The 15,023-nt window shown below is 73.6% G+C and carries 12 protein-coding genes; 6 read left to right on the top strand and 6 right to left on the bottom strand.

What is annotated here, in order from left to right:
* The first annotated feature begins 1 nt into the window (after nucleotide 1).
* From ABZ449_RS18600 to ABZ449_RS18590, 3 genes are all read left to right on the top strand, one after another.
* The gene (locus ABZ449_RS18600; RefSeq protein ID WP_360346876.1) at nucleotides 2–1,144 is read left to right on the top strand and encodes an acyl-CoA dehydrogenase family protein; all 1,143 of its coding nucleotides are present in this window, start codon (nucleotides 2–4) and stop codon (nucleotides 1,142–1,144) included.
* A gap of 121 nt (nucleotides 1,145–1,265) precedes the next feature.
* Nucleotides 1,266–2,480: an acetyl-CoA C-acetyltransferase gene (locus tag ABZ449_RS18595; protein ID WP_360346874.1), complete on the top strand. Its 1,215-nt coding sequence runs from the start codon at nucleotides 1,266–1,268 to the stop codon at nucleotides 2,478–2,480.
* A gap of 40 nt (nucleotides 2,481–2,520) precedes the next feature.
* Nucleotides 2,521–4,698: a 3-hydroxyacyl-CoA dehydrogenase NAD-binding domain-containing protein gene (locus ABZ449_RS18590; protein WP_360346872.1), complete on the top strand. Its 2,178-nt coding sequence runs from the start codon at nucleotides 2,521–2,523 to the stop codon at nucleotides 4,696–4,698.
* A gap of 60 nt (nucleotides 4,699–4,758) precedes the next feature.
* Here ABZ449_RS18590 and ABZ449_RS18585 read toward each other — a convergent pair whose 3' ends face one another.
* Both ABZ449_RS18585 and ABZ449_RS18580 read right to left on the bottom strand, forming a co-directional pair.
* A complete protein-coding gene (locus ABZ449_RS18585) occupies nucleotides 4,759–5,538 on the bottom strand; it encodes a MerR family transcriptional regulator (protein ID WP_360346870.1) in 780 nt (259 codons plus the stop codon).
* Nucleotides 5,539–5,827: 289 nt separating this feature from the next.
* Entirely contained in the window at nucleotides 5,828–6,871 is a 1,044-nt protein-coding gene (locus ABZ449_RS18580) for a 2-oxoglutarate and iron-dependent oxygenase domain-containing protein (protein WP_360346868.1), read from the bottom strand.
* Here ABZ449_RS18580 and ABZ449_RS18575 point away from each other — a divergent pair.
* Nucleotides 6,870–6,998, top strand: coding sequence for a hypothetical protein (locus ABZ449_RS18575; protein WP_360346866.1), 129 nt, complete (start codon nucleotides 6,870–6,872; stop codon nucleotides 6,996–6,998). The two genes, ABZ449_RS18580 and ABZ449_RS18575, sit on opposite strands and share 2 nt — an antisense overlap.
* A gap of 305 nt (nucleotides 6,999–7,303) precedes the next feature.
* Here ABZ449_RS18575 and ABZ449_RS18570 read toward each other — a convergent pair whose 3' ends face one another.
* Both ABZ449_RS18570 and ABZ449_RS18565 read right to left on the bottom strand, forming a co-directional pair.
* Nucleotides 7,304–7,951, bottom strand: coding sequence for a response regulator transcription factor (locus ABZ449_RS18570; protein ID WP_360346864.1), 648 nt, complete (start codon nucleotides 7,949–7,951; stop codon nucleotides 7,304–7,306).
* Nucleotides 7,903–9,351, bottom strand: coding sequence for a histidine kinase (locus tag ABZ449_RS18565; protein WP_360346862.1), 1,449 nt, complete (start codon nucleotides 9,349–9,351; stop codon nucleotides 7,903–7,905). The genes ABZ449_RS18570 and ABZ449_RS18565 overlap by 49 nt, the downstream gene beginning before the upstream one ends.
* A gap of 320 nt (nucleotides 9,352–9,671) precedes the next feature.
* On the opposite strand from ABZ449_RS18565, the gene ABZ449_RS18560 reads away from it, so the two are divergent.
* Nucleotides 9,672–10,385, top strand: coding sequence for an ABC transporter ATP-binding protein (locus tag ABZ449_RS18560; protein ID WP_360346860.1), 714 nt, complete (start codon nucleotides 9,672–9,674; stop codon nucleotides 10,383–10,385).
* Entirely contained in the window at nucleotides 10,382–12,775 is a 2,394-nt protein-coding gene (locus tag ABZ449_RS18555; RefSeq protein WP_360346858.1) for an FtsX-like permease family protein, read from the top strand. The genes ABZ449_RS18560 and ABZ449_RS18555 overlap by 4 nt, the downstream gene beginning before the upstream one ends.
* Nucleotides 12,776–12,920: 145 nt before the next feature.
* On the opposite strand, the gene ABZ449_RS18550 is transcribed toward ABZ449_RS18555, so the two are convergent.
* Together ABZ449_RS18550 and ABZ449_RS18545 are read right to left on the bottom strand one after the other, a co-directional pair.
* Nucleotides 12,921–13,679, bottom strand: coding sequence for a MerR family transcriptional regulator (locus ABZ449_RS18550; RefSeq protein WP_360346856.1), 759 nt, complete (start codon nucleotides 13,677–13,679; stop codon nucleotides 12,921–12,923).
* A gap of 157 nt (nucleotides 13,680–13,836) precedes the next feature.
* Entirely contained in the window at nucleotides 13,837–14,895 is a 1,059-nt protein-coding gene (locus ABZ449_RS18545; protein WP_360346854.1) for a DUF2332 domain-containing protein, read from the bottom strand.
* Nucleotides 14,896–15,023: the final 128 nt, after the last annotated feature.

The raw sequence follows: 15,023 nt of genomic DNA, 5'->3' as shown, positions 1-15,023 counted from the left end.
GTTGCAGCGCGAGATCTTCACCGAGCAGCACGACGACTTCCGGGCCACCGTGCGGGCCTTCCTGGCCAAGGAGGTGCTGCCGCACTACGACCGCTGGGAGAAGGCCGGCATCGTCGACCGCTCCGCCTGGCTCGCGGCCGGCCGCCAGGGCCTGCTCGGCCTCGCCGTCCCCGAGGAGTACGGCGGTGGCGGCACCCCCGACTTCCGCTACGCCGCCGTGCTGGCCGAGGAGTTCGCCCGGGCCGGTGCCTCCGGGCTGGCGATCGGCCTGCACAACGACATCATCGGCCCGTACCTCACCTCGCTCGCCACCGAGGAGCAGAAGCGCCGCTGGCTGCCCGGCTTCTGCTCGGGCGAGCTGATCACCGCGATCGCGATGACCGAGCCCGGCACCGGCTCCGACCTCCAGGGCATCCGCACCCAGGCGGTCGACCGGGGAGACCACTACCTGCTCAACGGCGCCAAGACCTTCATCTCCAACGGCATCCTCGCCGACCTGGTGATCGTGGTCGCCCGCACCACCCCCGAGGGCGGCGCGCACGGGCTGAGCCTGCTGGCCGTCGAGCGCGGAACGCCCGGTTTCGAGCGCGGCCGCAACCTCGACAAGATCGGCCAGAAGGCCCAGGACACCGCCGAGTTGTTCTTCGAGGACGTCCGGGTGCCGAAGGAGAACCTGATCGGCGAGCTCAACGGCGGCTTCGTCCACCTGATGCAGAACCTCGCCCAGGAACGGCTCACCATCGCCGCCGCGGCGATCGCCGGGGCCGAGTACCTGGTCGAGATCACCACCGACTACGTCAAGCAGCGCGAGGCCTTCGGCCGTCCGCTCGCCAAGCTCCAGCACGTCCGCTTCGAGATCGCCGAACTGGCCACCGAGTGCGCCGTCACCCGGGCCTTCGTGGACCGCTGCATCACCGAGCACAACCGCTGGGCGCTCACCCCGGTGGACGCCTCGATGGCCAAGTGGTGGGCCACCGAGCTGCAGAAGCGCACCGCCGACCGCTGCCTCCAACTGCACGGCGGCTACGGCTACATGAGTGAGTTCCCGGTCGCCCGGGCGTTCACCGACGGCCGCATCCAGACCATCTACGGCGGCACCACCGAGATCATGAAGGAGATCGTCGGCCGTTCCATCCTCGGCTGACCGCTCCGCGCTCGGGTCTCCGAACGTTCCCCGCTGACCTCCTGCTCCGCAGACCCCTGCTCCGCAGGCCCCTTGACCCCCAGACCCCTGCCCCGAAAACCCGCTGAAAGGCGTTCCCACCGTGACCACCGAAGCGTACGTCTACGACGCGATCCGCACCCCGCGCGGCCGGGGCAAGGCCTCCGGCTCGCTGCACGGCACCAAGCCGATCGACCTGGTCGTCGGACTGATCCACGAACTGCGCCACCGCTTCCCCGGGTTGGACCCGGCCGCGATCGACGACATCGTGCTCGGCGTGGTCAGCCCGGTCGGCGACCAGGGCTCCGACATCGCCCGGATCGCCGCCGTCGCGGCCGGCCTGCCCGACACCGTCGCGGGCGTCCAGGAGAACCGCTTCTGCGCCTCCGGCCTGGAAGCCGTCAACCTGGCCGCCGCCAAGGTCCGTTCCGGCTGGGAGGACCTGGTCCTGGCCGGCGGCGTGGAGTCGATGTCCCGGGTGAAGATGGCCTCCGACGGCGGCGCCTGGTTCGCCGACCCGATGACCGCGTACGAGACCAACTTCGCCCCGCAGGGCATCGGCGCCGACCTCATCGCCACCATCGAGGGCTTCTCCCGCACCGACGTGGACGCCTTCGCCGCCGAGTCCCAGGCCCGTGCCGCCAAGGCCCAGGCGGACGGCCTGTTCGACCGCTCGGTCGTCCCGGTGCGCGACCGCAACGGCCTGGTCGTGCTGGAGCGCGACGAGTTCATCCGCCCCGGCACCACCGTCGAGACCCTGGCCGGCCTCAAGCCCTCCTTCGCCGCCATCGGCGAGGCCGGCGGCTTCGACGCCGTCGCCCTCCAGAAGTACCACTGGGTCGAGGCCATCGACCACGTCCACCACGCGGGCAACTCCTCCGGCATCGTGGACGGTGCCGCGCTGGTGGCCATCGGCAACCGCGAGGTCGGCGAGCGGTACGGGCTGCGCCCGCGCGCCCGGATCGTCTCCGCCGCCGTCTCCGGCTCCGAGCCGACCATCATGCTCACCGGGCCCGCCCCGGCCACCCACAAGGCGCTCGCCAAGGCGGGGCTCACCGCCGCCGACATCGACCTGGTCGAGATCAACGAGGCCTTCGCCGCGGTCGCGCTCCGCTTCATCCGCGAACTCGGCTTCCGCCACGACCAGGTGAACGTCAACGGCGGCGCGATCGCGCTCGGCCACCCGCTCGGCGCCACCGGCGCGATGCTGCTCGGCACCGTGATCGACGAACTGGAGCGGCGCGACCTGCGCTACGGCCTGATCACCCTCTGCGTGGGCGGCGGCATGGGCATCGCCACCATCGTCGAGCGCATCTGACCTCCCCCAGCAGACCGGTAGATCTGGAGACCGTGAACCCATGAGCGACACCACCACCATCCGCTGGGAGCAGGACCAGGACGGCGTGGTCACCCTCGTCCTCGACGACCCCACCCAGTCCGTCAACACCATGAACGAGGCCTTCTCCGCCGACTTCGAGACCGTCGTCGAGCGCCTGGCGGGCCTGGCCGCCTCGGACGCGCTGCGCGGCGTGGTGATCACCTCCGGCAAGAAGACCTTCTTCGCCGGGGGAGACCTGCGGATGCTCTCCGCCGCCCGCCCCGAGGACGCCGAGTCCGTGTTCGAGAAGTCGATGCGGATCAAGCGCTCGCTGCGCAAGCTGGAGACCCTCGGCAAGCCGGTCGTCGCCGCCGTCAACGGCAGCGCGCTCGGCGGCGGCCTGGAGATCGCCCTCGCCTGCCACCACCGGATCGCGCTGAACAGCCCCGCCAGCCGGCTCGGCCTGCCCGAGGTGACCCTCGGTCTGCTGCCGGGCGGCGGCGGAGTGGTCCGGACGGTCCGGCTGTTCGGCATCACCGACGCCCTGCTGAAGTTCCTGCTCCAGGGCCGCCAGTACCGTCCGGCGCAGGCGCTGGAGCACGGACTGGTGCACGAACTGGTCGACACCCCCGAGGAACTGGCCGCCCGGGCGCGAGCCTGGATCGACGCCAACCCGACCGCCGTCCAGCCCTGGGACGTCAAGGGCCACAAGATCCCCGGCGGCACCCCGGCCACCCCGGCCTTCGCGGCCAACCTCCCCGCCTTCCCGGCCAACCTGCGCAAGCAGCTGAACGGCGCGCCCTACCCGGCTCCGCGCAACATCCTGGCCGCCGCCGTCGAGAGCGCCCAGGTGGACGTCGACACCGCGATGACCATCGAGGCCCGCTACTTCACCGAGCTGGTCTGCGGGCAGACCAGCAAGAACATGATCCAGTCGCTGTTCTTCGACATGCAGGCGGTCAACTCCGGTGCCGGGCGCCCGAAGGACGTCGAGAAGCGGCCGGTCCGCAAGGTCGCGGTGCTCGGCGCCGGGATGATGGGCGCGGGCATCGCCTACACCTGCGCCAAGGCCGGCATCGAGGTGGTGCTCAAGGACGTCAGCGTCGAGGCCGCCGAGCGCGGAAAGGCCTACTCCGAGGGGCTGCTGAACAAGGCCATCGCGCGCGGGCGCTCCACCGAGGCCAAGCGCGACGAGCTGCTGGCCCGGATCACCCCCACCGCCGAGGCCGCCGACCTGGCCGGCTGCGACGCGGTGATCGAGGCCGTGTTCGAGAACACCGAGCTCAAGCACAAGGTGTTCCAGGAGATCGAGGGCGTGGTCGACGCCGACGCGCTGCTCTGCTCCAACACCTCCACCCTGCCGATCGGCGTGCTCGCGGAAGGCGTCGAGCGCCGGAGCGACTTCATCGGGCTGCACTTCTTCTCGCCGGTCGACAAGATGCGGCTGGTCGAGATCATCCGCGGCCCGCAGACCGGGGACGAGGCGCTGGCCCGTGCCTTCGACCTGGTCCGGCAGATCGACCGGACCCCGATCGTGGTCAACGACTCGCGCGGCTTCTTCACCTCGCGGGTGATCGGCCAGTTCATCAACGAGGGCGTCGCCATGGTCGGCGAGGGCGTCCACCCGTCCAGCATCGAGCAGGCCGCCGCCCAGGCCGGCTACCCCGCCAAGGTGCTCTCCCTGATGGACGAGCTCACCCTCACCCTGCCGCGCAAGATCCGCGACGAGTACCGGCGCGCGGCGGAGGCGGCCGGCGGCACCTGGACGCCGCACCCGGCGGACACGGTCGTCGACCGGATGGTCGACGAGTTCGGCCGCCCCGGACGCAGCGGCGGCGCGGGCTTCTACGAGTACGGCGAGGACGGCAAGCGCGGGCGGCTCTGGCCCGGGCTGCTGGAGCACTTCGGCGGCGGTGCCACCGAGGTGCCCTTCGAGGACCTCAAGGAGCGGATGCTGTTCAGCGAGGCGCTGGACTCGGTGCGCTGCCTGGAGGAGGGCGTGCTGACCTCGGTCGCCGACGCCAACGTCGGCTCGATCCTCGGCATCGGCTTCCCGGCCTGGACGGGCGGCGTGTTCCAGTACATCAACGGCTACGAGGGCGGCCCGACCGGCTTCCTGGCCCGCGCCCGCGAACTCGCCGCCGCGTACGGCGAGCGGTTCGCGCCGCCGGCGCTGCTGGAGCGGGTGGCCGCCGAGGGCCGGACCTTCACGGACTGACCCGCCGACCCGTCCGGGCTCCGGTGGGGCCGTGCACCGCACGGCCCCACCGGGCCTCTGCTACCGCTGCTCCTTCTCCTCCCCGCGCTCCTCCTCGTGCTCTTCCTCCTGGCGCAGTTCCTCGCCCAGTTCCTCCCGCAGGTACCGCTGGAAGGCGGTGACCAGCGCCTGCGCCACCATCGGCTGGATGTGGTCCGTCAGCGCCCGCATCCGGGTCAGTTCCTCCGGCCCGGGCTCGCTCTCCCGGTACGGCTTCCACACCGTCTCGCGGAACAGCCGCTGCAACTCCCGCGCCGTCGCCCGGCTGTGCTCCAGCACCACCGCCCGGGCGGCCAGCAACGTCTCCAGCGGGATCGGCACGTCCAGGATCCGCACGCCCAGCGGCAGCAGCCCGGGATCCACCCGGAACACCTCCGGGTCCCCCGTCCGCTCCAGCGCCCCCATCGCGGCGAGCCGCTCGACCTGCTCCTCCGTCAGCCCCCGCCCGGCCCGCCGCTCCAGCTGCGCCCTGGTGGCCGCCTCCGGGGCCTCCGGCGTCCAGGACGCGACCAGCGCACGATGGATCGCCAGGTCCAGCGGCGTGCTGTCCTGCGGCAGCCGCGCAAGGTACCGCTCGATCGCCGCCAGCGTCAGCCCCTGCCGCTGCAACTCCTCGATCAGCTCCAGCCGGTCCAGGTGCGCCGCCCCGTACAACCCCACCCGCCGCGGCCCCAGCTCGGGCGGCGGCAGCAGCCCCTTCGTCCCGTAGAACCGCACCGTCCGCACCGTCACCCCGGCCCGCGCCGCCAGCTCGTCCACGGTCAGCCGCAGTCCGACCCCCACCCCGCCGTGCTCCCCCATCCGCCGCCTCCCACGCTGGCACACTCCTGCTGTGACAGCAGCAGTGTGACAGTGCCCGCCGCCCCGGGTCCATCTTGTCCAGCGGGCCCATGTGGTCCATGCGGTCCGTCCGGGCCTCGGGTTCATCTGGTCCATGCGGTCCGTCCGGACCGGCGGAGGAACAGCCCTGCGCCGATCACCGGCTACGGCGCCGGGCAGATCGGGTCGGCCGGCTCCGTGCCGTGGCGGATCGAGGCTGGGCGTGGGGCTGGGCGTGGGGGCTGGGCGTGGGGGCGGCGGGCGTCGCCGGTCAGGCGAGGGCGGCGTGGTGGCGGCGGGTGACTTCGGGGTGGGCCCTGGTGTAGCCCTTCCACTCGTTGAGGCCGAAGTCGGCGAAGAGCGGGTTGGCCGGGTCCTCGGTGGCGCCGGGGGCGTGGTGGGCGAGCGGGAAGTCGAGCGGCTCGATGTGGGCGTCGAGGCGGGGGTTGTAGAAGAACGGCACCGAGAAGCGCTCGCGGGCGCCGGGCGGGCTGACCACGCGGTGGCTGGTGGCCTTGAGGTAACCGTCCGTGGCCACCTCCAGCAGCTCGCCGAGGTTGACGACGAAGGCGCCGTCGAGCGGCGGGACGTCCAGGAAGGTGCCGTCCGCGCGCTCGACCTGGAGGCCGCCGACGGTGTCCTGCAGCAGCAGGGTGATGAACCCGTAGTCCTTGTGGGTGCCGACTCCCTGGCCGGTGCCGTCCGGGGCGCTGCCGGGGTAGCGGACCAGCTTGAGGCGCAGGTGGGGATGGCCCGCGAAGGCCTCGTCGTAGTAGTCGGGTCGGGCGCCGATGGCGGCGAGGAGCTCGTGCAGCAGGCGGCGGGCGACCGCGCCGAGGTGGTCGACCCAGCCGAGCGCGGCGGTGCGCAGCTCGGGGAGCGCCTCGGGCCACTGGTTGGGCCCCTCCAGCCACCAGTACGGGGGCTCGCCGGTGCCGGGGACGTGCGGGGGCAGCTCGGCGCCGATGTCGAGCTGGTCGCGCCAGTCCTGGCTGCCGCCGGTGCGCTCGTCGCCGATGCGGGTGTAGCCCCGGTAGTGGGGGGAGTTGAGGTTGCTCACGGCGAGCCGGTCGGCCTCGGGGAGGGCGAAGAAGGCCCGCGTGGCCCGGGCGAGCGCGGCGGTCTCATCCGGGGTGACGCCGTGGCCGACGAGCTGGAAGAAACCGACGCCGGTGGCCGCGGCGCGGAGCTCGTCGTGCAGGCGGCGGCGGTCCTCCGGGCTGCCGTCGGCGAGCGAGAGGTCGATCACCGGGAGGGCGTCCGCCGGGGCGGAGCCGGTGCCGGTCCCGGATATGGGCGTGTACTGCTGCGTCATGTGTGACATCCGCTGGGTCTCGTCCCGGCTGGTCCCGGTGGTCGACCGGGGAGGGCCGGAGCAGCGCCTGGTGCGGCGGATGCTCGGGAGCCGGGAGGTGGCGGCGGCCGGGCAGGGGCCGCCGTGAGGGTGGGTGGCGCGAGGGTGGGTGGCGCGAGGTTCAGCCGGAGCGTCGACAGGACATGGTCGTCACGCGGAGCAGGTCCACGTGACGGCGGCGAACAAGGATGAGCACCTCACCAGCGTAATTGACCCGTTCTGCGGCGGGCGAGCCCCGTACGGCGGAGGGCCGCTCACCACTTGTCGGTGATCTATCAAGTTGTGTGCCGGTGGTACCTGAGTGGGGCCGGTGGTACCTGAGTGGGGCCGGTGGCGCCGGGGCGGGGCCGGGGGTGTCGAAGTGCGGGCGACGGCGGCGCCTCTCGGCTTAGCTCAGGAGTTGTTGAGGTAGGCCAGGACGGCCAGGACCCGGCGGTTGTCGTCATCGGAGGGCTGGAGGGCGAGCCGTACGAAGATCGACGCGGTGTGCTTGGCGACCGCCCGCTCGGTGATCACCAGCTGCTGGGCGATCGCCGCGTTGGACCGGCCCTCCGCCATCAGCGCCAGCACCTGGCGCTCGCGCGGCGAGAGGGTGGAGACCGGACCGGCCGAGGAGTTGTGGGTGAGCAGCCGGGTGATCACCTCCGGATCCATCGCGGTGCCGCCCTGGGCGACCCGCCGGACGGCGTCGATGAACTGGGTGCCGTCCATCACCCGGTCCTTGAGCAGGTAGCCGATCCCGCCGGTGCTGCCGGCGAGCAGCTCGCGCGCGTACAGCTGCTCCACGAACTGCGACAGCACCAGGACGGGCAGACCCGGATGGGCCCGGCGAGCCGCCAGCGCGGCCCGCAGACCCTCGTCGGTGAAGCCCGGCGGCAGCCGGACGTCGACCACGGCGATGTCGGGACGGTCCGCGGCGATCGCGGCGAGCAGCTGCTCGCCGTCCTCCACCGCCGCGGTGACCTTCATGCCGTTGGCCTCCAGCAGCCGGGTCAGGCCGTCCCTGAGGAGGAAGAGGTCTTCGGCGATGACAACGCGCACGGGATCTCCAGGTTCACGATGGTCGGCCCGCCGGACGGGCTGCTGATCGCGAGCACCCCGTCGAAGGCGGCCAGTCGGCGTTCGGTTCCGCTGAGGCCGGTTCCCCGGGACGGGGCGGCGCCGCCGCGCCCGTCGTCGGTGACCGATATCCGCAACAGCCCGCCACTGTGCCCTATCTCGATCCACACCTGCGAGGCCCCCGCGTGCTTCACCACGTTGGCCAGCAGCTCCGTCACCGCGAAGTAGGCCGCCGACTCCACCGGGGCCGGAGCCCGGCCGGGCAGGCCGCCGCTGAAGCCGACCGGCAGCGGCATGTCCAGCGCCGTCGCCCGAATCGCGTCGGCCAGGCCGCGGTCGGCGAGCACCGGGGGGTGGATGCCGCGGACCAGGTCCCGCAGCTCGCCCAGCGCCTTCACCGAGGACAGCCGGGCCTCGGCCAGCAGCGGTCCGAGGGCGTCCGGGTCGTCCTTCAGCTGCTCGGCCACGGTCAGCAGCATGCCCAGCGCCACCAGCCGGGCCTGCGCCCCGTCGTGCAGGTCCCGCTCGATCCGGCGCAGCTCGGCCGCGCCGGCATCGATGGTGTCCGCCCTGGTCCGCGCGAGATGGCTGACCTGGCGGGCGAGCTCGGTCCGCCGGGAGGGCCCGAGCAGGGCCCGGGCGGCCTTCTCGTGGATCCGCAGGGCGGGTGGGGCGGCCCACAGGACGGCCAGCGGAGCGACGGTCAGGCCCATCGAGTAGACGACGCCGAGGGCGAAGAACCGGCCGTCCCGGCCGAAGACCTCCAGGGCGACCGGGGTCAGCACGACGATCGCGGCGGTGAGCAGCACGGCGGCGCCGGTGAGCAGCGTCCAGGCGAAGTCCCGCCACGTCGCCGGGTCGGTGAGCCAGCCGCCGACCCGCAGCCGCCGCCAGGGCCCCGCCCCGACCGGCCGGCGGTACGGCACCGGGATCGGCCGCCCGCTCCACTTCCCGACCGTCCGCCTGCTCTCCGTCGCGATCCAACGGGCCCCGAACAGCCCGAGCACCAGCAGCGAGGGCGCCAGCCAGAACGAGCCGGACCGGCCGCCGGGCGCGGCACCGCCGTAGAGGTGCGTCGCCATCAGCGCTATCGCCCCCGGGGCGAACAGCGCGGCGCCGACCGCCCGGCCGCCGCCCCCGGTGGCCCAGCAGAGCGCCCACAGGGCGACCGGCGCCATCGGCACTGCCAGGATCAGCGGCCCGCCTGGGTGGAAGTCCCGGGGCTCGTCCGGGCCGAACAGCGCGGCTGCCAGCAGGACCGGCCCCGCCAGCAGCGCGAGGAGGCCCGTCACGGCCAGTGTCGCCGTGTACCAGGCGCGCACCCCGTCCGCGCACGCCCGGCCGACCCTCAGGGCCAGTCCGTTCAGCACTCCCGCGTTCATGACGCGCCCCCCTTTCCCTTTTCGCGGCCCCCGTCCGGGGACCTCGAAGCCGCAGACCCCCGAGGCCGCGGACCGAGGCCGCGGACCCGATGACGTCGTTCCGAAGCCCCGTGGGCCCCGGTTCCGATCTTTCGATGGGTCAGTCTGCCCGTCCGGGTCGCCCGGCGCTCTAGGCCTGAACACCCAGTTCGGGGTGTATCTGGATACACCCCGTAGAGGCCGTCCAGACGGCTGTCGGCAGCCCGCCTCGGATTCGTAGCGTCATGTCCCGTCAGCCGGCCCGGGGTTCCCGGTGCCGGACCCCGAACCGTGGAGGGCCCGTGAACGCGCCGATCATCCGGATCCGCGGCGTCAGCAAGACGTACGACCGATCCGACGCCGCCCGCCCCGCCCTGGCCGGGCTCGACCTGGAGGTCCGGGCCGGCGAGGCGCTGGCCGTGCTCGGCCGCTCGGGCAGCGGCAAGTCCACCCTGCTGAACCTGATCGCCGGCCTGGACCGCCCGAGCGAGGGCGAGGTGGAGGTGGACGGCGTCGCCGTGCACCGGCTCGGCGAGGCCGCGCTGGCCGAGTACCGGCGGGCCCGGATCGGCATGGTGTTCCAGTTCTTCAACCTGCTGGACGACCTGAACGCGGAGGACAACGTGCTGCTCCCGGCCCAGCTGGCGGGGATGCGGCGGGAGCAGGCCCGGGCCCGGGCCGGGGAGCTGCTGGAGCGGCTGGGGGTGGCCCGGCACGCCAAGGCCTTCCCCGGCCGGCTCTCCGGCGGCGAGCGCCAGCGGGTCGCGGTGGCCCGGGCGCTGATGAACCGTCCGCCGCTGCTGCTGGCCGACGAGCCCACCGGGGCACTGGACACCGCCTCGGCCGCCGACGTCCGCGACCTGCTGCGCGGGCTCAACGCGGAGGGCCAGACGATCCTGCTGGTCACCCATGACACCGCGCTCGCCGAGGCCTGTGCCGAGCGGACGATCGAACTGCTCGACGGCCGGCTGGTCCGGGACACGGCGGCCGCGGCCGCACCGGGCGGTGGCCGATGAGTGCGCTCGGCAAGGTGGTGCGCGCCGGGGTGGGCCGCCGGCGGGTGCAGACGCTGGTGATGGTGCTCACCACGATGGTGTCCGTGACGGCGTGCATCCTCGCGCTCGGCCTGCTGGTCGCCGCCCAGGGCCCCTACCAGCGCTCCTTCGCGGACCAGCGCGGCGCCCACCTCAACGTGCTGTACGACCGGGCGAAGGCGAGCCCCGCCCAGCTCGCCGCGACGGCCCACGCCCCCGGCGTGACGGCCACGGCCGGCCCCTACCAGGCGGTGACCGTCCAGCCGCGCTCCGGTCCCGGCACCCGGATCCCGCCGGCCGGGAGCCCGCTGCCGCCGATGACGCTGGTCGGCCGCGCCCAGGACGGTGCGCTGGACGGCCTGCGGATCACCGACGGCCGCTGGATCGCGGGCCCCGGCGAGGTGGTGTTCCTGGACGGGCACTCCCCGCTGGCGGTCGGCGACAGCATGGAGTTCCCGGATCTGCCGGCCCACCCGACGCTCAAGGTCGTCGGCCTGGCGGCCTCGGTCTCCTGGAGCGCGGACGGCTGGGTCGCCCCGGAGCAGGTGGCCGGGCTGACGGCGCCCGGCACGGCGCCCGCCGTCCAGTACCTCTACCGCTTCGCCCACGCCGACGGCGACGCCGAGGTGGCGGCCGACCGCGCCGCGCTGGCCGCCGCCCTTCCGGGCGAGGCGATCGCCGGGGCCACCTCCTACCGGCCGGCCCGGGAGGAGGCGAACCGAACGGCCTCGACCTTCGTCCCGTTCGTCACGGCCTTCGGGGTGCTCGGGCTGGCCATGTCGGTGCTGATCATCGGCGTCGTGGTCAGCGGTGCCGTCAACGCCGCCACCCGGCGGATCGGCATCCTCAAGTCCCTGGGCTTCACCCCCGCCCAGGTGGCACGCGCCTACGTCGGTCAGGCGCTGATCCCCGCCGGGCTCGGCACGGCGCTCGGCGTGCTCCTCGGAAACCTGCTGTCCGTGCCGGTCCTCGGGCTGGCCCACAAGGCCCTGCGCGGTGGGTTGCTCGGCATCCCGACCTGGGTGGACGCCGTGGTCGCGGTGGCGGCGCTGGCGGCCGTGGCGGGCACCGCTCTGGTACCGGCCCTGCGGGCCGGGCGGCTGCGGACGGTGGAGGCGCTCGCGGTCGGCCGGACGGCTCCGGGTGCCAAGCGGGCGGCCGCCCGCCGCGCGGCCGGCCAGGCGGGGGCGGCGGGCCCGCTGTCCCGGGCGCAGGACCTGATCGGCCGGCTGCCGGTGCCACGTGCCTTCAGCCTCGGGCTGGCCTCCCCGCTCAACCGGCCGGGCCGCTCGGCGACCACCGGCGCCGCCGTGGTGCTCGGTACGGTCGGGGTCACCCTCTGCGTCGGCCTGACGCTCTCGCTGGGCTCCCTCCAGGAGGGCCTGACGGCCGACCGCGCGGGCAAGGTGGTGGTCCAGGCCCCGATCGAGGGCACCGCGCAGCCCGTCGACCACGTGGACGAGGCGGCGGTGGCCAGGGCCATCGAGTCCCGACCGGGCACCCGCGCCTGGTACAGCACCGCCCCGGCCCCGGCCGCCCTGGCCGGGAACACCGGGCGCTCCGAGGTGGTCGCGTTCAGCGGCGACGCCTCCTGGAGCGGCTTCCAACTGATCTCCGGTCGCTGGTTCCACGGCCCCGGCGAGGTCGTGGTGGCCGCGGCCTACCTGCGGGCCAACCAGGCGAAGGTCGGTGACACCGTCACCCTCACCGACCACGGCCGTACCACCCCGGCGAAGATCACCGGCGAGGTCCTGTCCACCAACGACGTGGTGTTCACGGACCGGGCCACGCTGGCACCGCTCGGCGGCGCGATCCACGCCGAGGCGCTCACCTTCCACATCGACCTCACCCCGGGCAGCGACGTGCAGGCCTACACCGACGGGCTCGACCAGGCGGTGAAGCCGCTGGGCCTGAGCGCCGATCCCGGCGGGGAGCACGTCAACATCGTGGTGCTGGCGATGAACACCCTGGCAGGCGTGCTCACGCTGCTGCTCTCCGCGGTGGCGGGGCTCGGGGTGCTCAACACCGTGCTGCTGGACACCAGGGAGCGGGTGCACGACCTCGGGGTGTTCAAGGCACTGGGGATGTCGCCCCGGCAGACGGTCGGCATGGTGCTCACCTCGGTCTGCGGCAGCGGGCTGGCAGCCGGGTTGATCGGGGTCCCGATCGGTGTCCTGGTGCACCACCAGGTGATGCCCGCGATGGCCCGGGCCGCCGGGATCGGGGTGCCGGACGCCGACCTCGCCGTGTTCTCCCCGGCGGTCTCGGGGCCGCTGATACTCGGCGGCCTGGTGCTGGCCCTGCTCGGCGCCGCCCTCCCGGCCACCTGGGCGGCCCGCACCCGGACGGTCACGGCGCTGCGGACGGAGTGACACCGGGGGAGGAGCGGGCGCGGAGCCGCCCGGCGTCCGGCCCGGTCTGGCCCGGAAGCCCTCGCAGGACTTCCAGGCCAGGCCACGTCAGGCCAGACCAAGCCAGGGCAGACCGGACCGGACCAGGTCCTCCGACCGGGGTGGCTCAGGACAGCCGCGCCGCCGCGTACGCCTCCATGGCGGCACGCTGGTACGCGGCCAGGCCGGGGGCGATGGCCTCGTACGCGGCGCTCCACTGTTCGTTCTCGGTGCAGGACCGGGCGATCGCCAGGAACTCGCCGGTCGCGACCGAACGGATGGTGCGGAGCAGCTGGTACTCCTCGTCGATCGTGCTCTGCACGGGCTCGGCGTCGGCCGGGTGGCCGGCCGCCATCAGCTCAGCCAGGTGGATCATGCGGGCGGTCCGCTCGCGCTGTCCGGCCTCGATCTCGGCCGGAGACATCGCGGCGGTCGCACGCCGGGCCGCCTCGGCGTGCTCGGGGAACTCGCGCAGGCTCGCGTCGATGTCGTCGGGCTGGATGCCCTCGAACAGGTTCTCGGGGCGGTTGATGGTCATGGGCGTGCCGTCCTTCCGGGAGTGTTCCAGGTCGGCGATCGTGCGGGAAACGGTGGTGGCCAGGGCGTCGAGCCGGTCGCGCTCGGCGAGCAGCCGTCGGCGGTGGCCCCGCAGGGCCTCCAGCTCGTCCACCTGATCGCCCAGGATCCGGGCGATCTCGGTCAGCCCCACGCCCAGTGCCCGCAGTACCAGGATCTGTTGCAGCTGGAGCAACTGCCGTTCCTCGTAGTAGCGGTGGCCGTTGGAGCCGATCCAGGCCGGGGGCAGCAGCCCGATCTCGTCGTAGTGCCGCAAGGTCCTGGCGGTCACACGGGACATCCGGGCCACTTCGGCGATGGGCCAAGCCATGGCCGCCTCCCTCGTTCTCCACGTCCCCACGTTCGCGTGGACCGGGGCCGGTTCTCCGGCCCTGGTCACGACGGTAGAAGCTGCCGCTGCGGCAGCTTCAAGCCCGAGGCTCCCGCCGCCCGCACGCCCTGCATGCCGCCTACGCCCCGCACGCCGCCTACGCCTCGCCGAACCAGTCCAGGGACTGCCCGTGCGGCCCGGTGAAGGCCACCGGCCGCTCGTCCAGCGCGAGCGCGAACAGCCCGGAGACGGCCGGGGTCTGGCGGGGGAGGCGTCGGGTGACGGTCGGCAGCACGGAAACCGCCTCGTTGGAGATCCAGTGCCCGGGCAACTCGCGCATCGTCGCCGCGAACTCCTCCCGCTCCTCCGGCGGCAGGTACGCGAGCACCGCGCTGTGGAACACCACCGGCGTCGCCCCGGCCGGGGCCCGCGCCACCAACTCCTCCACCGTCGCGTTGAGATCGCCGCGCACCAGCAGCGGCGGTTCGGCCCGGGCGACCCGGACGGCGCCGCGCAGCCGGTCCAGCCGGTGGGTCTGCTCGGGCCAGACCAGCGACTCCAGCCAGCGCACGTCCTCCTCGGCCCGTACGTCCAGCGGATTGAGGTCGACCCCGGCCCGCCACACCACCTCGGGCAGCCGTTCCAACAGGGAGCCGGGGAGCGGCACCGGCCCGCTCACCACGCAGTCCAGCGTCACCGGGCTCGCCTCGGCGCCGAACTCCGCGACCGGGACACCGGCCCCGCTGCCGCTGCCACTGCCGCTGCCGCCGCCGCTACGGCCCCCACTCCCGCGCCCGACCCCGGACAGGTATCGGTACCGATACCTGTCCGGGTACAGGCAGAGCCCGGCCGAGGCGCCGACCTCGATCAGGGCGAGCGGCTGCGGCAGGGTGGCCAACAGTGGCAACAGGGTGGCGCAGCGGCCCGCCTCGTTGGTCTGGGTCCGCCGCTCCAGCATCGTCGCCGAGACCTCGGTCCAGCGCTCCACCGCCCAACCACGGAAGGCCGACCAGCCCTCGGTCACCGGCCCGCCCAGGTGCCGGACCGCGCCGAACAGCAGGTTCGGCTGCCGCTTGGCGGTGGGCAACCCGTCCAGCAGCGCGCACAACCGCCCGTCCTCGGCGACGTGTTCGGCCAGCTCCCGATAGATCGGCGAGTTGCCGTGCGCCTCCCTCTCCGCGAACGCCCGGTAGAGCTCCCCCGTGTCGCTGCGCATCCCTCGCAGGTCCCTTCGACGCCTTCTCGAGTGATCGAATCGGCTCAGCCTACGCCTGGCCCGGAACCCTCCCGCCAGGCCGCAGTTCGCTGACCGACCGACCGACCGACCTACCCCGACCGACCCCG

This window comes from Kitasatospora sp. NPDC005856 (assembly GCF_040629945.1).
Classification (GTDB): domain Bacteria; phylum Actinomycetota; class Actinomycetes; order Streptomycetales; family Streptomycetaceae; genus Kitasatospora.
This window is presented reverse-complemented; position numbering and strand designations above follow the sequence as displayed.

What these genes read in the sequence shown, in the direction of transcription:
- ABZ449_RS18590 (WP_360346872.1), top strand. Translation starts at nt 2,521, where the DNA reads ATGAGCGACACCACCACCATCCGCTGGGAGCAGGACCAGGACGGCGTG.
- ABZ449_RS18585 (WP_360346870.1), bottom strand. Translation starts at nt 5,538, where the DNA reads ATGGGGGAGCACGGCGGGGTGGGGGTCGGACTGCGGCTGACCGTGGAC.
- ABZ449_RS18575 (WP_360346866.1), top strand. Translation starts at nt 6,870, where the DNA reads ATGTGTGACATCCGCTGGGTCTCGTCCCGGCTGGTCCCGGTGGTCGAC.
- ABZ449_RS18580 (WP_360346868.1), bottom strand. Translation starts at nt 6,871, where the DNA reads ATGACGCAGCAGTACACGCCCATATCCGGGACCGGCACCGGCTCCGCC.
- ABZ449_RS18565 (WP_360346862.1), bottom strand. Translation starts at nt 9,351, where the DNA reads ATGAACGCGGGAGTGCTGAACGGACTGGCCCTGAGGGTCGGCCGGGCG.
- ABZ449_RS18555 (WP_360346858.1), top strand. Translation starts at nt 10,382, where the DNA reads ATGAGTGCGCTCGGCAAGGTGGTGCGCGCCGGGGTGGGCCGCCGGCGG.
- ABZ449_RS18550 (WP_360346856.1), bottom strand. Translation starts at nt 13,679, where the DNA reads ATGGCTTGGCCCATCGCCGAAGTGGCCCGGATGTCCCGTGTGACCGCC.
- ABZ449_RS18545 (WP_360346854.1), bottom strand. Translation starts at nt 14,895, where the DNA reads ATGCGCAGCGACACGGGGGAGCTCTACCGGGCGTTCGCGGAGAGGGAG.